The 21,750-nt window shown below is 60.8% G+C and carries 20 protein-coding genes and 1 tRNA gene; 11 read left to right on the top strand and 10 right to left on the bottom strand.

Going from position 1 to position 21,750, the window contains the following annotated elements; translation table 11 throughout:
* Positions 1-14: 14 nt before the first annotated feature.
* The gene (gene trmA, locus LG31_RS0117240) at positions 15-1,148 is read right to left on the bottom strand and encodes a tRNA (uridine(54)-C5)-methyltransferase TrmA (protein WP_033115645.1); all 1,134 of its coding nucleotides are present in this window, start codon (positions 1,146-1,148) and stop codon (positions 15-17) included.
* 170 nt (positions 1,149-1,318) lie between these two features.
* Here trmA and LG31_RS0117235 point away from each other — a divergent pair, with 170 nt between their 5' ends.
* Both LG31_RS0117235 and LG31_RS0117230 read left to right on the top strand, forming a co-directional pair.
* Entirely contained in the window at positions 1,319-2,467 is a 1,149-nt protein-coding gene (locus tag LG31_RS0117235) for a DUF5610 domain-containing protein (RefSeq protein ID WP_033115644.1), read from the top strand.
* Between the two features lie 94 nt (positions 2,468-2,561).
* On the top strand, positions 2,562-3,095 hold the full coding sequence (locus LG31_RS0117230) for an ATP--cob(I)alamin adenosyltransferase (protein WP_033115643.1): 534 nt from the start codon (positions 2,562-2,564) through the stop codon (positions 3,093-3,095).
* Between the two features lie 109 nt (positions 3,096-3,204).
* Here LG31_RS0117230 and malZ read toward each other — a convergent pair whose 3' ends face one another.
* The 9 genes from malZ to LG31_RS0117185 all read right to left on the bottom strand — a co-directional run bounded on the left by malZ (position 3,205) and on the right by LG31_RS0117185 (position 11,852).
* Complete coding sequence (malZ, locus tag LG31_RS0117225; protein ID WP_033115642.1) at positions 3,205-5,034, bottom strand: maltodextrin glucosidase; 1,830 nt, start codon at positions 5,032-5,034, stop codon at positions 3,205-3,207.
* A 5-nt stretch (positions 5,035-5,039) separates the two neighbouring features.
* Complete coding sequence (locus LG31_RS0117220) at positions 5,040-5,888, bottom strand: HDOD domain-containing protein (protein ID WP_033115641.1); 849 nt, start codon at positions 5,886-5,888, stop codon at positions 5,040-5,042.
* Between the two features lie 70 nt (positions 5,889-5,958).
* Positions 5,959-6,375 carry an META domain-containing protein gene (locus LG31_RS0117215; protein WP_033115681.1) on the bottom strand — a complete coding sequence of 139 codons (417 nt, stop codon included), beginning with the start codon at positions 6,373-6,375 and terminating at the stop codon, positions 5,959-5,961.
* A 146-nt stretch (positions 6,376-6,521) separates the two neighbouring features.
* Positions 6,522-7,889 (bottom strand): molecular chaperone, encoded by a 1,368-nt coding sequence (gene yegD, locus LG31_RS0117210; RefSeq protein ID WP_033115640.1) that lies wholly within the window; start codon positions 7,887-7,889, stop codon positions 6,522-6,524.
* Positions 7,890-7,992: 103 nt separating this feature from the next.
* Positions 7,993-8,982, bottom strand: coding sequence for a 2-hydroxyacid dehydrogenase (locus LG31_RS0117205; protein WP_033115639.1), 990 nt, complete (start codon positions 8,980-8,982; stop codon positions 7,993-7,995).
* A 74-nt stretch (positions 8,983-9,056) separates the two neighbouring features.
* Positions 9,057-9,551 (bottom strand): CreA family protein, encoded by a 495-nt coding sequence (locus LG31_RS0117200; protein ID WP_033115638.1) that lies wholly within the window; start codon positions 9,549-9,551, stop codon positions 9,057-9,059.
* Positions 9,552-9,577: 26 nt separating this feature from the next.
* Positions 9,578-10,024, bottom strand: a complete 447-nt coding sequence (locus LG31_RS0117195; RefSeq protein ID WP_033115637.1) for an Mpo1 family 2-hydroxy fatty acid dioxygenase — start codon at positions 10,022-10,024, stop codon at positions 9,578-9,580.
* A gap of 433 nt (positions 10,025-10,457) precedes the next feature.
* Entirely contained in the window at positions 10,458-11,315 is an 858-nt protein-coding gene (locus tag LG31_RS0117190; RefSeq protein WP_033115636.1) for a type 2 periplasmic-binding domain-containing protein, read from the bottom strand.
* Between the two features lie 150 nt (positions 11,316-11,465).
* Positions 11,466-11,852, bottom strand: a complete 387-nt coding sequence (locus tag LG31_RS0117185) for a TraR/DksA family transcriptional regulator (RefSeq protein WP_033115635.1) — start codon at positions 11,850-11,852, stop codon at positions 11,466-11,468.
* 467 nt (positions 11,853-12,319) lie between these two features.
* Here LG31_RS0117185 and LG31_RS0117180 point away from each other — a divergent pair, with 467 nt between their 5' ends.
* The 9 genes from LG31_RS0117180 (at position 12,320) to LG31_RS0117140 (ending at position 21,623) form a co-directional block, all read left to right on the top strand.
* Positions 12,320-13,651 (top strand): glutamine synthetase family protein, encoded by a 1,332-nt coding sequence (locus LG31_RS0117180; RefSeq protein ID WP_033115634.1) that lies wholly within the window; start codon positions 12,320-12,322, stop codon positions 13,649-13,651.
* Positions 13,652-13,944: 293 nt separating this feature from the next.
* On the top strand, positions 13,945-15,306 hold the full coding sequence (locus tag LG31_RS0117175) for an aspartate aminotransferase family protein (protein WP_033115633.1): 1,362 nt from the start codon (positions 13,945-13,947) through the stop codon (positions 15,304-15,306).
* 54 nt (positions 15,307-15,360) lie between these two features.
* Positions 15,361-16,458, top strand: coding sequence for a polyamine ABC transporter substrate-binding protein (locus LG31_RS0117170; RefSeq protein ID WP_081849363.1), 1,098 nt, complete (start codon positions 15,361-15,363; stop codon positions 16,456-16,458).
* Between the two features lie 120 nt (positions 16,459-16,578).
* A complete protein-coding gene (locus LG31_RS0117165; protein WP_033115631.1) occupies positions 16,579-17,664 on the top strand; it encodes a polyamine ABC transporter substrate-binding protein in 1,086 nt (361 codons plus the stop codon).
* A gap of 78 nt (positions 17,665-17,742) precedes the next feature.
* Positions 17,743-18,897 (top strand): polyamine ABC transporter ATP-binding protein, encoded by a 1,155-nt coding sequence (gene potA, locus LG31_RS0117160; protein WP_033115630.1) that lies wholly within the window; start codon positions 17,743-17,745, stop codon positions 18,895-18,897.
* A complete protein-coding gene (locus LG31_RS0117155; RefSeq protein ID WP_033115629.1) occupies positions 18,894-19,799 on the top strand; it encodes an ABC transporter permease subunit in 906 nt (301 codons plus the stop codon). Before potA ends, LG31_RS0117155 begins: the two co-directional genes overlap by 4 nt.
* A complete protein-coding gene (locus tag LG31_RS0117150) occupies positions 19,796-20,641 on the top strand; it encodes an ABC transporter permease subunit (protein ID WP_374759803.1) in 846 nt (281 codons plus the stop codon). Before LG31_RS0117155 ends, LG31_RS0117150 begins: the two co-directional genes overlap by 4 nt.
* 45 nt (positions 20,642-20,686) lie before the next feature.
* Positions 20,687-21,391, top strand: coding sequence for an MOSC domain-containing protein (locus LG31_RS0117145; RefSeq protein WP_033115628.1), 705 nt, complete (start codon positions 20,687-20,689; stop codon positions 21,389-21,391).
* 155 nt (positions 21,392-21,546) lie between these two features.
* Positions 21,547-21,623, top strand: a tRNA-Pro gene (locus LG31_RS0117140).
* Positions 21,624-21,750: the final 127 nt, after the last annotated feature.

The raw sequence follows: 21,750 nt of genomic DNA, 5'->3' as shown, positions 1-21,750 counted from the left end.
TTTATCCCTTAGAATCAACCGGCCTTGCGGCGCAGATAGACCCCGGCTTCCATGTGATGGGTCCACGGGAACTGGTCGAACAGGGCGAAGCGGGCGATCTCGTGGGTCTCGCCCAGCACGGCCATGTTGGCCTGCAGGGTTTCCGGGTTGCAGGAGATGTAGAGGATGTTGTCGTACTCCTGCACCAGCTTGACGGTGGCATCGTCGAGACCGGCGCGGGGCGGGTCGACGAAGATGGTGTTGCACTGGTAAGCGCCGAGGTCGACCCCCTTGAGGCGGTTGAACTCCCGTTCGCCACGCATCGCCATGGTGAACTCCTCGGCCGACATGCGCAGGATGATCAGGTTGTCGACGCCGTTGGCGGCGATGTTGAACTGGGCGGAGTCGACGCTCGGCTTGGCGATCTCGGTAGCCAGTACCTTGCGGAAGTTCTGTGCCAGTGCGATGGAGAAGTTGCCGTTGCCGCAATAGAGCTCCAGCAGATCCCCTTCGCTCCCCTTGGTGACTTCCTGCGCCCAGCCCAGCATCTGCTCGTTGATGGCGGCGTTGGGCTGGGTGAAGCTGTTTTCCACCTGCTTGTAGATGAGCTGGCGACCGGCCACGTTGAGCTGCTCGATGACAAAGTCATCGCCCAGACAGATCTTCTGCTTGTGGGCACGGCCAATCAGCCGCAGATCAAACCCCTTGGCGCGCAGATCGGCCTGCAGCGCCTCGGCGGCCTGCTGCCACTCGTTCTCCAGCTTGCGATGGTAGAGCAGGCTGACGATGATCTGGCCGGACTGGGTGGAGAGGTAGTCGATCTGGAACAGCTTGCGACGCAGCACCTGATGGGGACGCAGCCCCTCCAGCAGCACCGGCATCAGCTGGTTGATGAGGCGGCTGGCAGTGGGGAAGTGGTCGACCCGGATAATCTCTTTGGTCGCCGGGGCGTACATGCAGTGGAAGAGATCGTCCCCCTCGTGCCAGATGCGAAATTCGGCGCGCATCCGGTAGTGCTCCGCCGGTGAGCTGTGCACCTCCAGCGCGGGAGGGTTGAAGCTGGCAAACAGCCCGGTGAGGCGCGCGCTCTTCTCATCGAGCTGGGCCTGATAGTCGGCCGGGGTTCTTGGCGCCGGAGCATCCGCAGAAGGCTGTTGGGACTGGGTCATAGATACCTCATGTGCACACCGGCCGGGCCGGGTCGAAATCGCGGGATGGCAACAGGCCACCCAAAGGGGCCCGATTTTAAAAGCCAGCCGCAGATTGTCCAGCATTTTGTGGTCAAGAAGTGTTCAGTCAGGCCGATAGCTGATCTACAGGCATGGTGGGAGGACACATTATGCAGATCGACGGCGTGGGCGCAGCCCAACCCATGGGAGTGGGTGTTTCTCCCAAATCGCCGCAACAGGCGGAGTCAAAACAGCTCAACAGCGAGGATGAGGTCTCCTTGCACAAGCCCCCGAAATGGGCACAGGTGCTGATCCAGCAGGCGCTGCAGTTTGCGCTGGAGATCAACGGGCAAAGCTATCAGGCGCCCAAGACCCAGGATCAGCCGGAAGAGGTTACCCCGGATACCCTGTTCGACTTCCAGTCGGTGGCGGACAACGTGTTGCAGTTTGTCACCGGGCGGCTGGGTGCGGCCCGCGCCGACGGCAAGTCGGATGATGCCCTGACCGGCATGATGGAGCAGGCCCGCAAAGGGGTGGACAAGGGGTTCGGTGACGCGCGCAAGCAGCTGGGTGACTGGGCTGACAACGGCGATATCAAGACCGGTATGGATCAGAGCTACAAGCTGATCCAGAAGGGGCTCGACGAGTTCGAGAAGGAGTTCTTTGGCAAGGTATCCACTACCGACATGGGACAGGCCGAGATGGCCAGCCGCCAGCAGGGTTCGCTGGAAATCCAGACCAAGGATGGCGACAAGGTGGTGCTGCGCTTCAACGACAACTGGCAGACCCGCTCCCAGAAGAGCGACAGCGGCAGCCAGTTCAGTCTCAAATCGAGCCAGAGCTTCAGCTTTTCGCTGGAGGGTGATCTCAGCAAGGAGGAGATGGACTCCATCGGCAAGCTGGTCAAGGGGATCGACGGTCTGGCCGGCGACTTCTTCTCCGGCAATCTGGACGATGTGCTGAAGAAGGCGGGCGACCTGAAGCTGGATGACACCCAGCTGGCGTCCTATTCACTCAAGCTCAAACAGAGCGTCAAGCTGAGCCAGACCTATCAGGGAGCCAGCTCCCTGCAGGATCTGCTCAAGCCGTTTGCCGACTATCTGCCCAAGCTGGATGAAGTACAGAAGCAGGCCGATGCCGTGCTGCCGGAGTCCCAGCAGCAGGCGCTGACCCCGGCCGTACTGGCTGCGCGTGGTCAGACTGATCCGGCGCAGGTCAGCAGTTTCACCAGCTTCAACGAACGCATGCTGCAGGCGCTGCGGATGCTGAGCCAGTTCCAGCCCGCGACCGACCCCGCCAGCAGCGGCAAGAGTGCCTGAGTGCTTGCCATCGGGATTGATTAACTCCTGACCGGCCGTTTGCCAGCTCCTGCGGGGGCTGGCAAACTAGCCTTTTTCCCGATGCGACCAGCCAATGAACCCGAAAAAGCCCCGAGACAAGCGCGAGCTTTGCTACCCCTTCATCTTCGAAACCTCGCTCAAGTGTGACTTCGAGATCGCCACCGACGAGCTCTGCTGCCAGGTCGGTGCCGTGCTGTCACACCTTGCGCCGGATGCCGATATTGCGCCCATGCTGGCGGATCTCGCGGTGTTGCAGCGGCTTATCTACAACCTCAACGGCTCGGTGCGCGGCAAGCTGGGGATCTTCGATACAGATCTTGAATGGCTCAAGGCTCGTTATGATCACTACAACGAGGCGAGCCGGGGCCGGGTCACCGGTTTTGTACTGCCGCAAGGGCCGCAGCCGATCCCGACCCTGCATCTGTGCCGCTGTGGCAGCAAGAAGGTGGTACGACTGCTGGTGCGCCTCGAGGAGAGCGGGGTCAGCTTCGACCCCATCCTCTACCGCTTCGCCAACCTGCTGGCCAACTTCTTCTTCGTGCTGACCGTCTATCTCAAACAGCTGTGGCAGGTGCCGGAAGTGCCCTACGTCAGCATCAACTACTGACGCACAGCCCGGCTCGCTGGTGGTTTGCACAAGGCTACTGCCGGCCAGTTATGGCATATAAAAAACCGGAGCCACAGGCTCCGGTTTTTTATTGGCAAGATAGCGCCACTCAACTGGAGAGCAGCACCCGGGCCGAGTTGGCCGGGATGGTCAGCTGCAGCTCCCCCTGCACCACCTCGAACTTCTCGCCGTTGAAGGCGTCGGTGAAGCGGCTGGCCGGGCTGGCAGTCTGCCACAGGGGCAGGCTGATGGTGCGCGGCTCGCTCGGGTGACGGTTGCACGCCACCACCACCTGATCGCTTTGCAGGGTGCGGGCAAACACATAGCTGTGCGGGCCGACATAGAGGGTCTGGATATCGCCACGGCGCAGGGAGGGGCGCTGACGGCGGATCTGGATCAGCCGGCGATAGTGGTCGTGCAGCACGTGATCCCAAGCGGTGGTCTCCCACGGGAAGCAGCGGCGGCAGTCCGGGTCGTTGCCGCCCGATAGCCCCACTTCGTCGCCGTAGTAGATGGAGGGCACGCCGATATAGGTGAGCAGCAGGGTGGCCGCGAGGCGCATCCGCTGCTTGTCCTCGCCCAACAGGTGGAGGAAGCGGGCGGTATCGTGGCTGTCCAGCAGGTTGAACTGGGCCAGCTGGTTCTTGAACGGGATGTGGGCCCGTGCCAGCTTGAGCCAGTTGTCCAACTCCCCTGCGCTGATCTTGATGGGGTGGTAGGCGATGTCTTTCCCCGCCAGGAAAGCGCGGATTGGGTGGGCGAAGCCGTAGTAGTTCATGGCGCCGTCTTCCTGATCTCCTTGCAGCCACTGGCTCGCCTCGAAGAAGTGCTCGCCGAGCACGTAGGCGTCCGGGTTCTCCTGCTTCACCGCGCCGCGAATGGCGCGCACGTGGCCGCTGTTACCCTCGGCGGTGCCGCGCTCACCCAGCATGTGGATGACGTCGAAGCGCCAGCCGTCGATCTGGTAGGGGGCGCGCATCCAGTAGCGCAGGATGGCATCGTCAGCCCGATAGACGGCGTCCTGCACCTTTTCGCAGGAGAAGTCGAGCTTGGGCAGGCTGCGAATGCCCTTCCAGCTGACGTAATCCCCTTCGTTGTCAAAGGTGTAGAAGCTGCGCCACGGCGAATCCGGGTTGCTCTGGGCGCCCAGCGGCGGGCAGAACCAGGGGTGCTGGGTCGAGGTGTGGTTGACCACCGCATCCAGAATGATCTTCATGCCGCGCTGGTGCAGGTTGCGGGTCAGCTCGGCGAACTGCTCGTTGCTGCCGAGGTGGGCATCCACCTTGAAGTAGTCCTGGGTGTCGTACTTGTGGTTGCTCGGCGAATCGAAGATGGGGTTGAGGTAGAGCGCCGTCACCCCGAGGGATTGCAGATAGTGCAGCTTGGCATCGATCCCTGCCAGATCGCCGCCATAGAATTCGCAGGCGCCGTGCCCCTCTTCATGGCGACTGACCGGCTCGCCCCACGCCTTGCTGATGACCGCCTTGCCGCGGTACTCGTACTCGTGATGCTTGACGCTGAGGGACGGATCGCCGTTGCAGAAACGGTCGGGGAAGATCTGGTAGAACACCTGATCCTGCACCCAGGCCGGTGGCTGGTGCAGGCTGTTGAAGCGAAAATGCTGCTCGCGCGGCGGCATGGCGGAACTGACGCCGGCGCCATGCAGCCACCACTGCTCCTCGTCGGTCAGGCACTTGAAGCAGTAGAGGTGGATATCCTGCCCCTTGCCAAGCGGCAGGTTCACCTGCCACACCTGCAGCCGGTCGCGGGTCGAGATCGCCGTCATCGGGAGCAGGTACTCCTCGTTGTCCGGCTCGTGGCGCAGCCACACCTCGCGGATGGGGGCATCCAGCTCGCTGAACAGGGTCAGTTGCAGGGCATCGGCGCTCTCTTTGAACCAGGGCGCCACCTGGGGATGAAACAGAAACGGATGGGTCATGATGCTTATTGAGTCAGAAGATCGGCGAGGGCATTACCCTGTTCATGCAGTGTTTCGAGCTGGCCGGCCAGCGACTTGGGATCCAGCCCCAGCTGATCGGCGAGCGGTTTGGGGAAGCGGGCGATGATGGCCTGGGCAGGCACCCCGGCGTTCCAGGCGAAGGAGATGAAGACCGCCAGACGGATCAGTACCGCCTCCTTGCTGACCGGATCGTGGGAGAGTGGATCCAGCTGTTGGGAGATGGCGTCGACGAAGCTCTCCGACAGGTTCCAGCGCCGCGCCAGCTCGGCACCGAGCTGGGCATAGTCATAGCCCAGCATTTCGCGCTGGGCCTCGACCCGGCTGCTCCCCTTCTGGATCGCCAGATTGATGAGCTCCGCCTCTTCCGGCAAGGTGCTCTGGATCAGCAGTTCGCCGATGTTGTGGATGAGGGCGCAGGTGAAGGCTGTCTCGGGGTCGAGCACCTTTGCCTCCTGCGCCAGCGTCTTGGCGATGGTGGCGACCTGAAAGGTCTCGGTCCAGAACTTGTTCTTGTCGAAGCTGGGGGGCGCCTTGAAGCTGCCGATGATGCCGGAGGCGACCACGATGGAGCGCAACCGGTTGAAGCCGAGGCGGATCACCGCCTGATCGATGGAGGTCACTTCGTTGCCGCGGCGCAGGGCGGCCGAGTTGGCCATCCGCAGCACCTTGACGCTGATCACCTGATCCATGGCAATCTTGGCCGCAATCTCGTCGATGCGGGCATTCTCGTCGTTGAAGCTCTGCATCAACTCGTGCAGCAGCTTGGGAATGGTGGGGAGTTGTTTGATCTTGTCAAACAGACGATCCATCGACATGGCTGAGGCAGCCTCCATTGCGAACACTGCCTCATATTGTGCCACAGCCGGGCAACATGTTCCTGTTTGTAATGCCGGTTTGTGAGCCCTAGAGCACCCAGTCGCGCAGGGTGTATTCCAAACGGTGCTGTTTGCCCTGCAGAACCAGGTCTTGGCTGGAGCCGCTCAGGGTCGCCCCCTCGGTAAGAGTGGTCAGTACAGCCTGTTCTATGGTGTCGAGCGGGGGCATGCAGGCCATCTCGGTGCTGCCCAGACTGGTGACCCAGAACCTGTCCCCTTTCATATGACCCTGACCGAAGTAACGGTTGCAGCCGGCGATGCCGTTGACGGTGAAGTGCTCGCCGATCTCGAAGTCGGGCGGATTGTCGCGCAAGGCGGCAACCGGTTCGCCATCCAGCTTGCTCAATACCCAGTGGTGATGTTGCAGATCCTGCCGGACAAAGCTGGCTGAACTGCAGCCGGCGAGCAGGAAGAGGGGGATGAGCAGGAGTGACAATCTGGACATGGCGGGGCTCCGGTTGATGGGAGCCGCAAGCATAGCCTGTTTGCTTGCCCCGTAGCAGGGCGGAAGCTGGGGCGACCGACCGCTTCTGTCGCCCCTCTGCCGCCAGAGTGTCGTTAAATGGCAACACTCTGGCGATTTAGTCCCATTCAGGGCTTGGTTGCGAAGATCCGCTCGGCATAACGGGCCAGACCGGCGGCCACCGAGCCGAAGTCATCGCCACCCTCGAGCGGGATGGTCGGCAGCTTCTGGCGGATAAAGCTGGCGATCAGCGGCGAGCGGGCGCTACCGCCGGTGACGAAGATGCGGTCGGGTTGCACGCCAGCGGCGGCGATCGCCTCATCCATCAGCTCGCCAATCTTCTCCAGCAGCAGGGCGGAGGCACCGGCCAGCTGCTCGCGGGTCAGCTCCGCTTCCAGCCCTTTTTCCAGCTCGCTCAGGGAGTGGCGGCTGCTCTCCTGCTCCGAGAGGGCGATCTTGCCCTGCTCGGCGCGCCAGACCAGCTGGTGGCTCAGCTTGTGGGCCCGCAGGTTGGCAAGCCGCCCCAGCTTGCTGCCGGGCTGGCTGTCGAGCTGCAGATCCTGCAGCTGGCGGGCGGTATCGAGACTGTAAAAACGGCTCTGGGCGCTGACGTCGTTGATGGCGGCTGCATCCCAGAACAGCGGGTGGGGCAGCGGCTTGTCGGTTTTGAGCACCTCGTGCATCCCGAGCAGCGGCATCATCCCCTCCACCGTCAGGCGGATGTCGAAGTCGTTGCCGCCGATCCGCTGGCCGCTGTGGCCGAGCAGATCGTCGCTGCGATCGAGCCGGTCACGGTAGCTCGGGCCCATCCGCAGCATGGAGCAGTCGGTGGTACCGCCGCCGATATCCACCACCAGCACCACGGCGTCTTCGGTGAGGCGCGCCTCGAATTCAAAACCGGCCGCCACCGGTTCGTAGAGAAACTCCACCTGCTCGAAGCCGGCGATGCGGGCCGCTTCGCTCAGAATGGCGATGGCCTGACGGTTGCTCTCTTCTCCAGCTAGCCCCTGAAAGTTGACCGGACGACCGATCACCGCCTGACGGATCGGGGTGCCGAGCTGTTGTTCCGCCTGCTGGCGGACGTGGAGCATCATGGCGCAGACGATATCTTCGAACAGGGCGATCTGGGGGGCCTTGAGGCCGTAGGCGCCGAGGAAGGATTTCGGCGACTTGATGTAGTAGCCCTCGTCCGGCTCCTCCAGATAGCGCTCCAGCGCCGCGGAGCCAAAACTGAGCTCGTCGATCAGTCCCTCTTCGCGCATCTGGCGTCGCACCGCCTGGGCCCGGGTCACCACGGGGCCGCGCAGCTTGAGATAGGCTGCCTGCTGGCTGTCGGTCAGCCCTTCGGCCAGCAGGCCGGCGATGGCGTCCCGGTGCGGCGCGTGCAGGGTTGAGGGGAGGTAGCGGGAGGGGCCGAGATTGAGCAGCCGCGGGCTGCCCTGTTCCATCACGGCCACGGCACAGTTGGAGGTACCGTAATCAAATCCGATAAACATGGGCAGTCAGCTCCTTGGAAAAAAGGGGAGCTAGCCTACCCGATGGCGCCGGGTCTCACAACCCGGCGTGCAGAGATGAGGCGCTGCAATAGCGCGAGGGGGGTTACTCGACCTCGTTGTCGCTGCGGCCCTGACTCTCGATGGCCTGAATGTTGCCGAGGGTGGTGTCGGCGATGGCGTGCAGCGCTTCGCGGGTCAGGAAGGCCTGATGACCGGTGAACAGTACGTTGTGGCAGGCTGACAAACGGCGGAACACATCATCGGTGATCACCTCGTTGGACTTGTCGGAGAAGAAGAGATCCTCCTCCTCTTCGTAGACGTCCAGCCCCAGTGCGCCGATGCGGGAGGTCTTGAGCGCCTCGATGGCGGCGTTGGAGTCGAGCAGGCCGCCGCGGCTGGTGTTGATGATCATCACCCCGTCCTTCATCTTGGCGAACGCCTCCTGATTGAGCAGGTGGTAGTTCTCTTTGAACAGCGGGCAGTGCAGGCTGATGATGTCGGACTGGCGGAACAGGGTGTCGAGATCCACATACTCGGCCCCCAGCTCGATGGCAGCCGGGTTCTGGTAAGGGTCGTTCACCAGCAGGCGAACCCCGAAGCCCTTGAGGATGCGCAGGGCTGCCAGACCGATCTTGCCGGTGCCGATGACCCCGACCGTCTTGCCATACATGTTGAAACCGACCAGCCCTTCCAGCGAGAAGTTGGCGTCGCGGGTGCGCTGATAAGCTTTGTGGATGCGGCGGTTGAGGCACATCATCATGCCGACCGCATGCTCGGCGGTCGCCTCGGGGGAGTAGGCGGGCACTCGCACCACCTTCAGCCCCAGCTCCCCGGCGGCGGCCAGATCCACGTTGTTGTAACCGGCGCAGCGCAGGGCGATGACTTTGGTGCCGTTGGCCGCCAGCTCGGTCAGCACCTCGCGGTCGGCGTCGTCGTTGACGAACAGACACACCACGGGGAAGCCGTGGGCCAGTCGGGCTGTCTTGGCCTCCAGCCGCACATCGAAGAACTCCAGTTCAAAGCCAAAGCGGCTGTTGGCCTGGTTGAAATGCTCTTTGTCATAGCTCTTGGTGCTGAATACGGCGACTTTCATGGTGTGCTCTCCGCAGATGATTTGTAGTTAAATTACAACAAAGCGAGTCAACTATCACCGGACAAACCGGCTGGTTATTGCCCCCACGGCATGATGGGTACGGCGCTGACTGCACTCTTGTACGAACCATCCACCAGCTTGGTGCTGTAGGTCAGATAGACCAGTGCATTGCGCTTCTGGTCGTAAAAGCGCACCACCTTCTGCTCCTTGAACACCAGCGAGGTGCTGACGTCGAACACCTCTTCCCCCGCTTTCAGCTTGGCGGGCAGGGTGATGGGGCCAATCTGGTGGCATGAGAGGGAGGCGTGGGAGGGATCTTCCGCCAGCCCGAGCCCGCCCTTGACGCCGCCGGTCTTGGGGCGCGCCAGATAGCAGGCGACGCCGTCGATGCGGGGATCGTCGAACGCCTCGACCAGGATCTTGTGGTTGGGGCCGAAGAGCTTGAAGGCGGTGCTCACCTCGCCGACGGTATCAGCCTTGTCGGCCAGCGCCGGGCCGGCAAACAGGACGCCCAGCAGCAGGGGCAGGGCGCGGCGCAGAGGTGAATTAAGAGTGTGGCGGTATGACATGGTCTCTCCTGTTGGCCCGGCATCCCTCAATAGGGAATACCCAGGCGACGATAGAGGCTGGCAAGCACCCAGGCGGGGCCTATCAGCAGAAATTGCAGGTCGGCAAGGAAGGAGGGGCGTTTGCCCTCGATCCTGTGGCCGACAAACTGGGCTATCCAGAGCAGCACGAAAATAAACAGCGCGGGCCACAGCAGCGGCCCCTGCCACTGGAGGCAGAAGGCCAGCCCGAGCGCGGTCAGCCCCGCCATCCCGACGAACAGGGCAAACGATAGCTGCAGGTAGAAGGCCAGCACCGGAATGGCGGCCACCGCCGCCCAGTTGAGCCCCGCTGGCAGCGGCCCGGCGGGCAGGCTCCAGAGTAGTCCCAGCGAGCAGAGATAGATGCCCGGCACCGCCAGCTTGTGGATGGCGACGTTGACCGGATGGCGATGGCTCTGGCCGTACTCCTCAAACCACTCTTCGATTCCCTTCATGGCACCTCCCTGGCACGCACTCTGCTTCGCTGCTCTGGCCGCCCCCGGTAAACGGGCGCGGCATCGCAAGCATGATGGCGGAAGCGCGCGACCAATGCCAGATGGCAACGCCGGCCCATGCAGCATTCTGATCAGATAGCGGCAAGGGGTGAGGCAAGTGAGATGGTGTGGATCGGCTGATGGCCCTGATGGGCCTGTGACCCGTGCTGATCGCCTGCCCGGCGGGCTTTCGCATCACTATAAATTTAATTTATGGATTTTCCCTTTATTGCCCAATTTTAACTTATAGCTAGCCGGATCTCGCCATGGCAGGCAGCCTGCGCCCGTCAATGGCTGTCACAGGTGGTTGTCCGATCCGGGGAAGGGGGGCGCAGTTACATCAGGATTGGCAGGAGGTGGCGACAGTACCGCCCCTGACGGGGCGGCTGGCATCTTATCCCTGCGGGGGATACTCCCAATATTGCGCCGGAATGCTCTTGAGCAAAGGGGTCATATCGGGGTTGGGCAGCTGAATGGTGACCCGCTGGTCGAGATTGGCGCTGGCCAGCGCTTCGCGGATCTTCGGGTTTTCACGGAAGAACTGCATGAAGCTGCCGTCGGCATAGGCCCGCTCCAGGCCTGTCTGGAGCGCCTTGGCCAGCTCTGGGTACTCGGGGCTGACGAAGAAGAACTGGGCGAAAGGGTAGCGGATCAGCAGATGCTGCTCGATGGCGAGGTTGGGATATTGGGCCACCAGCTCGCTGCGCTCGGCGAAGATCTCCACCAGTGCGCGCGGAAAGAAATCGACCTTGTCGCCGTCGTTGATCAGCCGAAACAGGCTGCTAAAGCGGCCGGAGTAGGTCGGGATGCCGGCGCTTTCCAGAATCTTGTTGTCGGCCCAACCGACCCCTTGCGCCGCTTTCATCTGCCTCAAATCAGCCAGGGTATTGATCTGGTTGAACTTCTCCTGGGCATCAGCGTGGATGAAGGAGAGGCGCAGCCCTTCCAGCCCGCGAAACAGCGGAATGGGGACGGCAAGCAGGGAGGATTCGAGCGCGCTGGAGGTGCCCATCCAGAAGACATTGATGGTTTTGCCCTTGCTCAGCTGCTGCTGCAGGGTGAACTGGTTGAGATCGAGCTCGACGGGCTGGATGCGAAAGGGGGTGCCGGAGTGGGTCAGGGCCAGTTCCAGCAGCTTGTACTGGTACTCCTGATCGAGATTGTTGACGGGGCGACTGGGCACCTTGACCGTCAGAACCTGTGCTTGTGCCAGCAGCGGCAGGCACAAACACAGTTTGATGAGCCATTTCACTCTCTGTTCTCCTGTAGAGTCCGGGACGTGCCCGGAGTCTAACAGAACTTTTCACCCTCTTGCTGCGGCGCGGTGTGCAAGATTCGGGCGTTGGGCCCTCGTTTGCCGACCGCCTATTGCTGCCAGAGGAGAGTGGTTTCCCGGAGAGGATCAGGCGACGCGGCGGAACACGTGGGTATCGTTGAATTCCTTGGTGCTCTGGCACTCGACGCAGAAACGGGACTCCGGACGGGCATGCAGACGCTTGAGAGAGATCTCGTCGCCGCAAGATTCGCAGTAACCGAAATCCCCTTCGCTGATGCGCTTCAGCGCGCCGCGCAGTTTGCGCAGGTGCAGCTTGTCGTGCTCGATGCGGTTCAGCTCCAGACGGCGGGCTTCCTCGATGCTGGCACGGTCAATTTCATCGGCCATCTCGTTGGTGTCGGTGGCGATGGCCTGGCTGGCCTGGGAGTTGAGGCGATCTTCGAGTTCGAGGATCTGGCGCTCGATCTGTCCCTTGTAAAAGGCCAGTTGGTCTTCAGTCATGAAATCACACATACGATTTACTACCAGTCAGTTTACTAACCCAATTATCCCTGTTTATGGGGGCTGTCTGCCTGCAGACCAAGCCCTTGTATCCCGATTTGCACCGTTTTCATGCAAGAGAGTGCAAATCAGGGCGGGCCTTGTACCAAAAAAAAGCAGCCAAGCAAAGCAAATAGGATACGGATTGTGCGCCTTTGCAAAAAAATGGCTCCTTTAGCGGCTGATCTGACGGGATCTGACATCTGGTTCTGGCCGGTTGGCACCGGCTTTGCAATGGCGAGAGGCGAGGCCGCGAGTGTTTAGTATTTGGTGCCGCATTGGTCATTATATGCGCCGTTATTTATAGTTTTTTAAACACACACCCTTGACATTGCCCTTGATGGCGGGCTTTTATGGTGGTGTTGATTACAATTTTATAACAAGGGTGTTCCATATATTAGACACCCTTGCCAATGGCAACCGTAGAGTCGGGGTTTAACATGGACAGTATCAAGGGCTGGATGGAGAGCAATCGCATCACGGAAGTGGAGTGTCTGTTCCCGGATTTCACCGGCAATGCCCGGGGAAAGATCATTCCAGCCAACAAGTTTTTGCGCGAAGGGGGCATGCGACTGCCCGAGGTGATCTTCACCCAGACAGTGACAGGTGAGTATCCGGATGACGACAGCATGATCGACCCGCTGGAGCGGGACATGCAGCTCTATCCCGACCCCAATACCATCCGCTTTGTCCCCTGGGCGCTGGAGCCGACTGCCCAGGTGATCCACGACTGTTTCGACGTCAACGGCAAGCTGATCGACATCGCACCGCGCTCCGTGCTGCGTCGCGTTTTGTCATTTTACGAGAAGCAGGGGTGGAAACCGGTGGTGGCGCCCGAGCTGGAGTTCTATCTGGTCACCCGCAACGAAGACCCCGACTATCCGCTGATGCCGCCGGTCGGCCGCAATGGTCGCCCGGAGACCGCCCGCCAGTCGTTCAGTATCGATGCGGTCAACGAATTCGACCCCATCTTCGAAGACATGTATGACTACTGCGAGGCGCAGGAGCTGGAGGTGGATACCCTGATCCACGAGTCCGGCGCTGCCCAGATGGAGATCAACTTCCTGCACGGGGATGCCATCGATCTGGCCGATCAGGTGTTCCTGTTCAAGCGCACCATGCGGGAAGCAGCCCACCGCCACGGCATCTATGCCACCTTCATGGCCAAGCCGATGAGCAACGAGCCGGGCTCCGCCATGCACATCCACCAGAGTCTGGAGGATATGAACGGCCGCAACCTGTTCGGTACCCCGGATGGCGGCAACTCCGAGCTGTTCATGCACTTCATCGCCGGTCTGCAGAAGTACACCCCGGCGGTGACTGCCCTGCTGGCTCCCAACGTCAACTCCTACCGCCGCCTCACCTTCGGCGAGAGCGCACCGCGCAACGTCCAGTGGGGGGTGGAAAACCGCACCTGCGGCCTGCGCGTGCCCTTCTCCGACCCCAGTGCCCGCAGGGTGGAGAACCGCTTCGCCGGGGCCGATGCCAACCCCTATCTGGCGCTGGCCGCCACCCTGGCGTGCGGCTATCTCGGCATGATGGAGAAGCTGGAGCCGCTGCCGGAAATGAAATCGAGCGCCTACGAACTGCCCTACAGCCTGCCCCGTTCGCTGGAGGAGGCGCTCAGCCATCTGGAGCAGTGCGAGCCCATCAAGGAGATGCTGGGCGAGCGCTTCACCCGTGCCTTTGTGGCGGTCAAACGCAAAGAGTACGAGACCTACTTCGGGGTGATCAGCCGCTGGGAGCGCGAGTTCCTGCTGCTGAACGTCTGACCCTGATGCGTGCCGGCCACGCATCGTCCGATCCGGGGAAGCAGGCTGCCTCCCCTGCCTGTAACCGGTAATACGGGATGGAGGTGTGCCTCCGCCCGCGGATGGTTGTGAGCGAAAAGTGGCTCGCCACCGCTCTGGTTGCATGGTTGATAACAGTTTTTGGCTCGAATTAAGAACGCGAGGAGCAAGCCGCGCTGCAGACCGCCCGAAAGTGGCAGTGTCTGCGGGAGTGCCAGCCCTCCTGATGATTGACGAACAGATCCAGCTAAATCGAAGGAACCGAGGAGCTAACAATGCAACAGACTACCCGTGAGTGGCAGCAACAGGATGCCAGCCACCACCTGCACCCCTTTACCGACTTTCAGGCCCTGAACAAGAAGGGCAGCCGTATCATCACCAAGGCCAGTGGCGTCTATCTGGAAGACTCCGAAGGCAAGCGCATTCTGGACGGCATGGCGGGACTCTGGTGCGTCAACATGGGTTATGGCCGGCAAGAGCTGGTGGATGCCGCGACCAGACAGATGGAGCAGCTTCCCTACTACAACCTCTTTTTCCAGACCGCGCACCCGCCGGTGATCGAGCTGGCCACCCTGCTGGCCGAAGTGACGCCATCCCATCTCAACCACGTCTTCTTTACCGGTTCCGGCTCCGAGTGCAACGACACCGTGCTGCGGATGGTGTGCCACTACTGGGCCAGCAAGGGGCAGCCGGAGAAGCAGGTGATCATCAGTCGCCACAACGCCTACCACGGCTCCACTGTGGCGGGGGCGAGTCTGGGCGGCATGAAGGGGATGCATCATCAGGGCAACCTGCCCATTCCCGGCATAGTCCATATCGACCAGCCCTATCACTTCGGTGAAGGGCAGGGGATGAGTGCCCACGAATTCGGACTGGAGCGGGCTCGCCAGCTGGAGCAGAAGATTCTGGAGCTGGGGGTGGACAAGGTGGCCGCCTTTATCGGCGAGCCGATCCAGGGCGCTGGCGGCGTCATCATTCCGCCTGACAGCTACTGGCCCGAGATCCAGCGTATCTGCGATCAATACGGCATTCTGCTCATCGCCGACGAGGTGATCTGCGGCTTTGGCCGTACCGGTCACTGGTTTGCCAGCGAAGGGTTTGGCATCAAGCCGGATCTGATGTGTCTGGCCAAGGGGATTACCTCCGGCTACCTGCCGCTCGGCGCCGTCATGGTGAGCGACCGGGTCGCCAGGGTGCTGGTCGAGGAGGGGGGCGAGTTCAACCACGGCTTCACCTATTCGGGTCACCCGGTCTCCTGCGCGGTGGCGATTGCCAATATCCAGCTTATGCAAAAGGAGAGCATAGTTAAGCGCGTCCATGATACCATCGGCCCCTATTTGCAGCGCCGCTGGGCGGAGCTGGCCGACCATCCGCTGGTAGGGGAAACCCGTGGCCGCGGACTGGTTGCCGCACTGGAAATAGTGCAGGACAAACAGACCAACCAGCGTTTTCCGGCGCACGCAAATGCGGGGATGACCTGCCGGGAGTTCTGCTTTAACAATGGCTTGGTGATGAGGGCGGTAGGCGATACCATGATCATATCGCCCCCCTTGGTCATCACCGAGGAACAGGTTGATGAATTGGTCAAGCTCGCCAGGCTCAGTCTGGATCTGACAGCCGCCAAGCTGAAGGGTTGAGGTGCGGCCGGGCAGGTTGGCATGCGCATACAATTTGCTTAGGAGACAAGGATGATGTCTTTCAAAACGGGAGTGATCGCTGCCTCTGTGGCTCTGGTCATGGCAAGTGCCGGAGCAATGGCCGACGAGAAGGTGCTGCACGTCTACAACTGGAGCGACTACATCGCGCCGGATACGCTGGATAACTTCCAGAAAGAGACGGGCATCAAGGTGGTGTATGACGTGTTCGACAGCAACGAGGTGCTGGAGGCCAAGTTGCTGGCCGGCAAATCGGGCTATGACATCGTCGTGCCGTCCAACCCCTTCCTGGCCAAGCAGATCAAGGCGGGCGTGTTCCAGAAACTGGACAAGTCCAAGCTTCCCAACTGGCAAAACATGGATCCTGCCCTGCTCAAGGCGCTCGAACCGAGTGATCCGGGCAACCAGTACTCCATCCCCTACATGTGGGGCACCATCGGCTATGCCTACAACCCCGAGAAGGTGAAAGCGGTGCTGGGGGCCGATGCGCCGGTCAACTCCTGGGATCTGGTGTTCAAGCCGGAGAACATGGCCAAGCTGAAGGAGTGCGGTGTCTCCTTCCTCGACTCGCCGACCGAAATGTTGCCGGCCGCCCTGCAATATCTAGGCTTCAAACCGGATAGCCAGAAACCGGATGAGCTGAAGAAGGCCGAGGCGCTGTTCCTCTCCATCCGTCCCTATACCGCCTATTTCCACTCCTCCAAGTACATCTCGGATCTGGCCAACGGCAACCTCTGCGTGGCGGTTGGTTACTCCGGTGACTTGCAGCAGTCGAAGGCGCGGGCGGCGGAGGCCAACAACGGCGTGTCGCTGACCTACACCATCCCGAAAGAGGGGGCGGGCAGCTTCTTTGACATGATCGCCATCCCGGCCGATGCCCAGAACGTCGAATCCGCCCACGTCTTTATCAACTACCTGATGAAGCCTGAGGTGATCGCCAACATCACCAACGTGGTGAAATTCCCGAACGGCAACAAGGCGGCGACCCCGCTGGTCAATGCGGAGATCCGCAACGACCCGGGTATCTATCCGAGTGAAGAGACCATGCAGAAGATTTACACCTTCCCGGATCTGCCGGCCAAGGTGCAGCGTGTGATGACACGCAGCTGGACCAAGATCAAGTCCGGCAAGTAAGTGACGAGTGCCCCTCCCGGTCCGCAGTTCGGCCGGGAGGGTAGTGATGCCATCTTTCGGGATGGGCCGCGCGAGAGGATGCGCAGACGGTCAACCACTAAACACAGGAGAACTGAAACCGTGCATACAACCAGATTGGCAACCATTGCCCTGACCATGGGGTTGGCAAGTGGCGTTCAGGCAGCAACTGAACTCCATTTCTACAACTGGTCTGATTATATCGGCGAGACCACCCTCAGCGATTTCCAGCAGGCGACCGGGATCAAGACCGTCTATGACGTATTTGACTCCAACGAGACCCTGGAGGGGAAATTGCTGACGGGGCGTACCGGTTATGATCTGGTGGTGCCCTCCAACAACTTTCTGGCCAAACAGATCAAGGCGGGAGCGTTCCAGAAGCTGGACAAATCCCTGCTACCCAATATGGCCAACCTGGATCCCGTGCTGCTCAGCCAGCTCGACAAGGTGGATCCGGGCCACCAATACGCCGTGCCCTATCTCTGGGGTACCAACGGCATCGGCTACAACGTCGACAAGATCAAGGCCGTGCTGGGGGTCGACAAGATCGACTCCTGGGCGGTGATTTTCGAACCGGAAAACATGGAGAAACTCTCCCGTTGCGGCGTCGCCTTCCTCGACTCCGCCGACGAGATGATCCCTGCCGCCCTCAACTATCTGGGGCTCGACCCCAACAGCCACGAGCCGGCGGACATCAAGCGGGCCGAAGATCAGCTGCTCAAGGTGCGCCCCTATGTCGCCTACTTTCACTCCTCCAAGTACATCGGCGATCTCGCCAACGGCGACATCTGCGTGGCGGCGGGTTTTTCCGGCGACATTCTGCAGGCCGCCGCGCGGGCCAACGAGGCCGGCAAGGGGGTGAAGATTGCCTACAGCATCCCGAAGGAGGGGGGCAATCTCTGGTTCGACATGATGGCGATCCCGGCCGATGCCACCAATGTCAAAGAGGCGCACGCCCTCATCAACTACGTCCTCCAGCCCGAGGTGATCGCCAAGGTCAGCAACTATGTGGGCTATGCGAATCCCAATGCCAAGGCGGCGGCGTTCATGGATGAGAAGGTGCGCGATGATCAATCTGTTTATCCACCTCAGCCGGTGCTGGCACGACTCTATGTCTCTCAGGAACATCCTCGTGCAATCCAGCGGCTGATGACCCGGAGTTGGAGCAAGGTCAAGTCCGGAACCTAACCTTGGTGCCCGTTCGGGGGCGCCAAATTGCTTTTATGGATCGGCCGCGAGGTCGATATCACGTTGGGGAGTTTGGTAATGGCGATAGCCTCCAGTGCCTACAAGAAAGCCCTCGAGGGCAGCCAGCAGCGTAAAGAAGTGCTGGTCAAGATTGATCGGGTAAGCAAGCAGTTCGATGAAACGCTGGCTGTCGATAACGTATCGCTCAACATCAACAAAGGGGAGATCTTCGCCCTGCTCGGTGGCTCCGGCTCCGGCAAGTCGACCCTGTTGCGGATGCTGGCCGGTTTCGAACGTCCGACCGAGGGGCGGCTCTATCTCGATGGTGTCGACATCACCGATATGCCGCCCTATGAGCGTCCCATCAACATGATGTTCCAGTCCTACGCTCTGTTCCCCCATATGACGGTGGCGCAGAACATCGCCTTTGGTCTCAAGCAGGATGGCCTGCCCAAGGCGGAGATCGATGCCCGGGTGGAGGAGATGCTCAAGCTGGTGCAGATGACCCAGTATGCCCGTCGTAAACCGCACCAGCTCTCCGGTGGTCAGCGTCAGCGGGTGGCACTGGCCCGTTCGCTGGCCAAGCGTCCCAAATTGCTGCTGCTCGATGAACCTATGGGGGCGCTCGACAAGAAGTTGCGCTCCAAGATGCAGTTGGAGCTGGTTGAGATCATCGAGCGGGTTGGGGTGACCTGTGTCATGGTGACCCACGATCAGGAAGAGGCGATGACCATGGCAGAGCGGATCGCCATCATGCACCTCGGCTGCATCGAGCAGATCGGCAGCCCGATGGATATCTACGAGACCCCGGCCAGCCGGCTGGTGTGCGAGTTCATCGGCAACGTCAACCTGTTCGACGGCCTGCTGGTGGAGGATGAGCAGGACCACGCCATCATCGCTTGCGCCGATCTGGAGCAGCCCATCTATGTGGGCCACGGCATCAGCTCCCGCGCCGAGAACAAGAAGGTGACCTACGCCCTGCGGCCTGAAAAACTGCTGATGAGTTTGCAAAAGCCGGAGGAGATCGAGCATCCGGACTTCAACTGGACCAAGGGTGAGGTTTATGACATCGCCTATCTGGGCGGTCACTCGGTTTATCACATCCAGCTGCCCTCGGGCAAAATCGTTCAGGCTTTCATCGCCAATGCCGAACGCCACGGCAAGCGGCCAACCTGGGATGACCAGGTGTTCCTCTACTGGGAAGATGACAGCGGCGTGGTGCTGCAATCATGAAGTTCTTGCGACGACTGAAGCGGGTCGGGGGGCGTCGGCTGGTGATCGGCATCCCCTTCTTTTGGCTGTTCCTCTTCTTCCTGCTGCCCTTCATCATCGTGTTGAAGATCAGCTTTGCCGAAGCGGATGTGGCGATCCCGCCCTACACCGACGTGGTGAGCTGGGCCGACAATCAGCTCACCATCCTGCTCAACATGGGCAACTACCTGCTGCTGCAGGAGGATGAACTCTATATTGCAGCTTATCTTGGCTCTCTCAAGATGGCGTTCATCAGCACCCTGCTCTGCCTGCTGATTGGCTATCCGATGGCTTACTCCATCGCGCGGGCCAACAAGGAGACCCAGACCGTACTGCTGCTGCTGATCATGATGCCGACCTGGACCGCTATTCTGATCCGGGTCTATGCGTGGATGGGGATCCTCAGCAACAACGGTCTGCTCAACAGCTTCTTGCTGAGCATTGGTCTCATCAACGAGCCGCTGCAGATCCTCAACACCAACCTGGCGGTCTATATCGGCATCGTTTACTCCTACCTGCCGTTCATGGTGCTGCCGCTCTACGCCAATCTGGTCAAGCATGACCAGAGCCTGCTGGAGGCCGCCTCCGACCTTGGTGCCCGCAACCTGACCCGCTTCTGGCAGATCACCGTGCCCCTTTCGAAGAACGGCATTATCGCTGGCTGCATGCTGGTATTTATTCCGGTGGTAGGGGAGTTCGTTATCCCGGAAATGCTGGGTGGCCCAGAGACCCTGATGATCGGTAAGGTGCTGTGGCAGGAGTTCTTCAACAACCGCGACTGGCCGGTAGCGTCTGCGCTGGCGGTGGTGATGCTGGCGGTGCTGATCATTCCGATCATCCTCTTCAACCGTAACCAGGCCAAAGAGCTGGAGGGCAAGGCATGATGAGACGTTTCGGTTTTGCCAAACTGATGCTCTGGCTGGGGCTGCTGTTTATCTACCTGCCCATGGTCATCATGGTGATCTACTCCTTCAACGCCTCCAAGCTGGTGACGGTGTGGGGTGGCTGGTCGCTTAAGTGGTACTTCGGCCTGCTCGACAACAAGCAGCTGATTGGGTCGGTGTTCCGTTCGCTGGAGATCGCCTTCTACACCGCGATCGCGGCGGTGGCGCTGGGGACGGTGGCGGCCTTTGTGCTGACCCGTATTCCCCACTTCCGTGGCCGTACTCTGTTCGGCGGCATGGTGACGGCGCCGCTGGTGATGCCCGAGGTGATCACTGGTCTGTCGCTGCTGCTGCTGTTTGTGGCGATGGCTCAGCTGGTGGGCTGGCCCGCCGAGCGGGGCATGCTGACCATCTGGATCGCGCATACCACCTTCTGTACCGCCTACGTGGCGATCGTGGTGTCGGCGCGGTTGCGGGAGCTGGATCTTTCCATCGAGGAGGCGGCGATGGATCTTGGCGCCAAGCCGTGGAAGGTGTTCTTCCTGATCACCATTCCGATGATTGCCCCCTCGCTGGCGGCAGGTGGCATGATGTCGTTCGCTCTGTCGCTGGATGATCTGGTGCTGGCGAGCTTCGTCTCTGGCCCGGGCTCCACCACCTTGCCGATGGAGGTCTTCTCGGCGGTGCGACTTGGGGTGAAACCCGAGATCAACGCGGTGGCCAGCCTGATCCTGCTGTCGGTGTCGCTGTTTACCTTCGGTAGCTGGTATCTGATGGCCAGGGCGGAGAAGCGCCGTCGCGCCGAGATCGCCATGACCACCCAGATGCAGGCCGTCGTCTGACGTCATGCTAAGATCCGCCGACTCTCGTCAACCAAGAGGATGAGTATGCGGATCTCCCTTTTTAGCGGTCGTGGTACCGAGCTGGTGCCCGGCCTCGTCTCTGCCATCCACAAGCAGGCGGTGACTGTGCCGGTTCGTTGCACCTTTGCCGGTCTGGAAGATGATGAGCAGAGCGATCAACGTCATCACGGCGGCCCGGATCGGGCGCTCCACTACTATCCGGCCGATCACTATCTCTGGTGGCAGGTCTGGCAAACTGCGCTGGGTCTTCCTGCTCCCCGCACTCCATGGCAACCCGCCGCCTTTGGCGAGAATCTCTCCGGTATCGGGCTGACCGAGGCGCAGGCCTGTATTGGCGATGTCTATCGACTCGGCGAGGCGCTTATCCAGATAAGTCAGCCAAGATCGCCCTGCTTCAAGCTCAATCAGCGTTTCGGCTATGGCCAGATGTCGCAGGTGATGCAGCTGAGTGGCCGCTGTGGCTGGTTGCTGCGGGTGCTGGAGGAGGGGATGGTGTCGCCGGAGCCGACCATGGAGCTGGTGGACAGGCCCTATCCCGCACTGACGGTAAAGCGTACCGCCGATATCCTGTTCAATCAGGTGCGTAACGAAGCTGATCTGCTGATGCTGCTGGAGAATCCGGCCCTCTCGCCCAACTGGCGCCAGCATGCGGCGGATTGGCTGGAGCACGGTGCAGTCGCTGACTGGCAACGTCGTCTGCTGGGGCCGGAGCCGCTGCGCTTGCCTTGAGGCAGAGTTAGCGGAATGTCACCATCCGGCTGCATTTCGGTAAACGGGGACAAGGAGTGCTGAATAGTTGAGCGAACGGCACTTTTTTTCCCTTTAAATGCAAAAAAGGCTTGTGTCAGGTCGGCCCTTTCGGTAAATTCCCGTCCCGCAGACATCGGTGTGTAGCGCAGCTTGGTAGCGCACTTCGTTCGGGACGAAGGGGTCGGAGGTTCGAATCCTCTCACACCGACCAAATTTGAAAAGGCCGCTCAATAGAGCGGCATTTTTGCATTTCGCTTTCCTGCATCATCGATTCTTTTTACCTGCCGACCTGCCGACCTGCCAATTGGCCAAGTGATTTCACTTGCTGTATGCGGGGC

This window comes from Aeromonas lacus (assembly GCF_000764665.1).
Classification (GTDB): Bacteria; Pseudomonadota; Gammaproteobacteria; order Enterobacterales; family Aeromonadaceae; genus Aeromonas; species Aeromonas lacus.
Note: the sequence above shows the minus strand (reverse complement) of the source record. Positions and strands in the feature narration are given on the sequence as shown.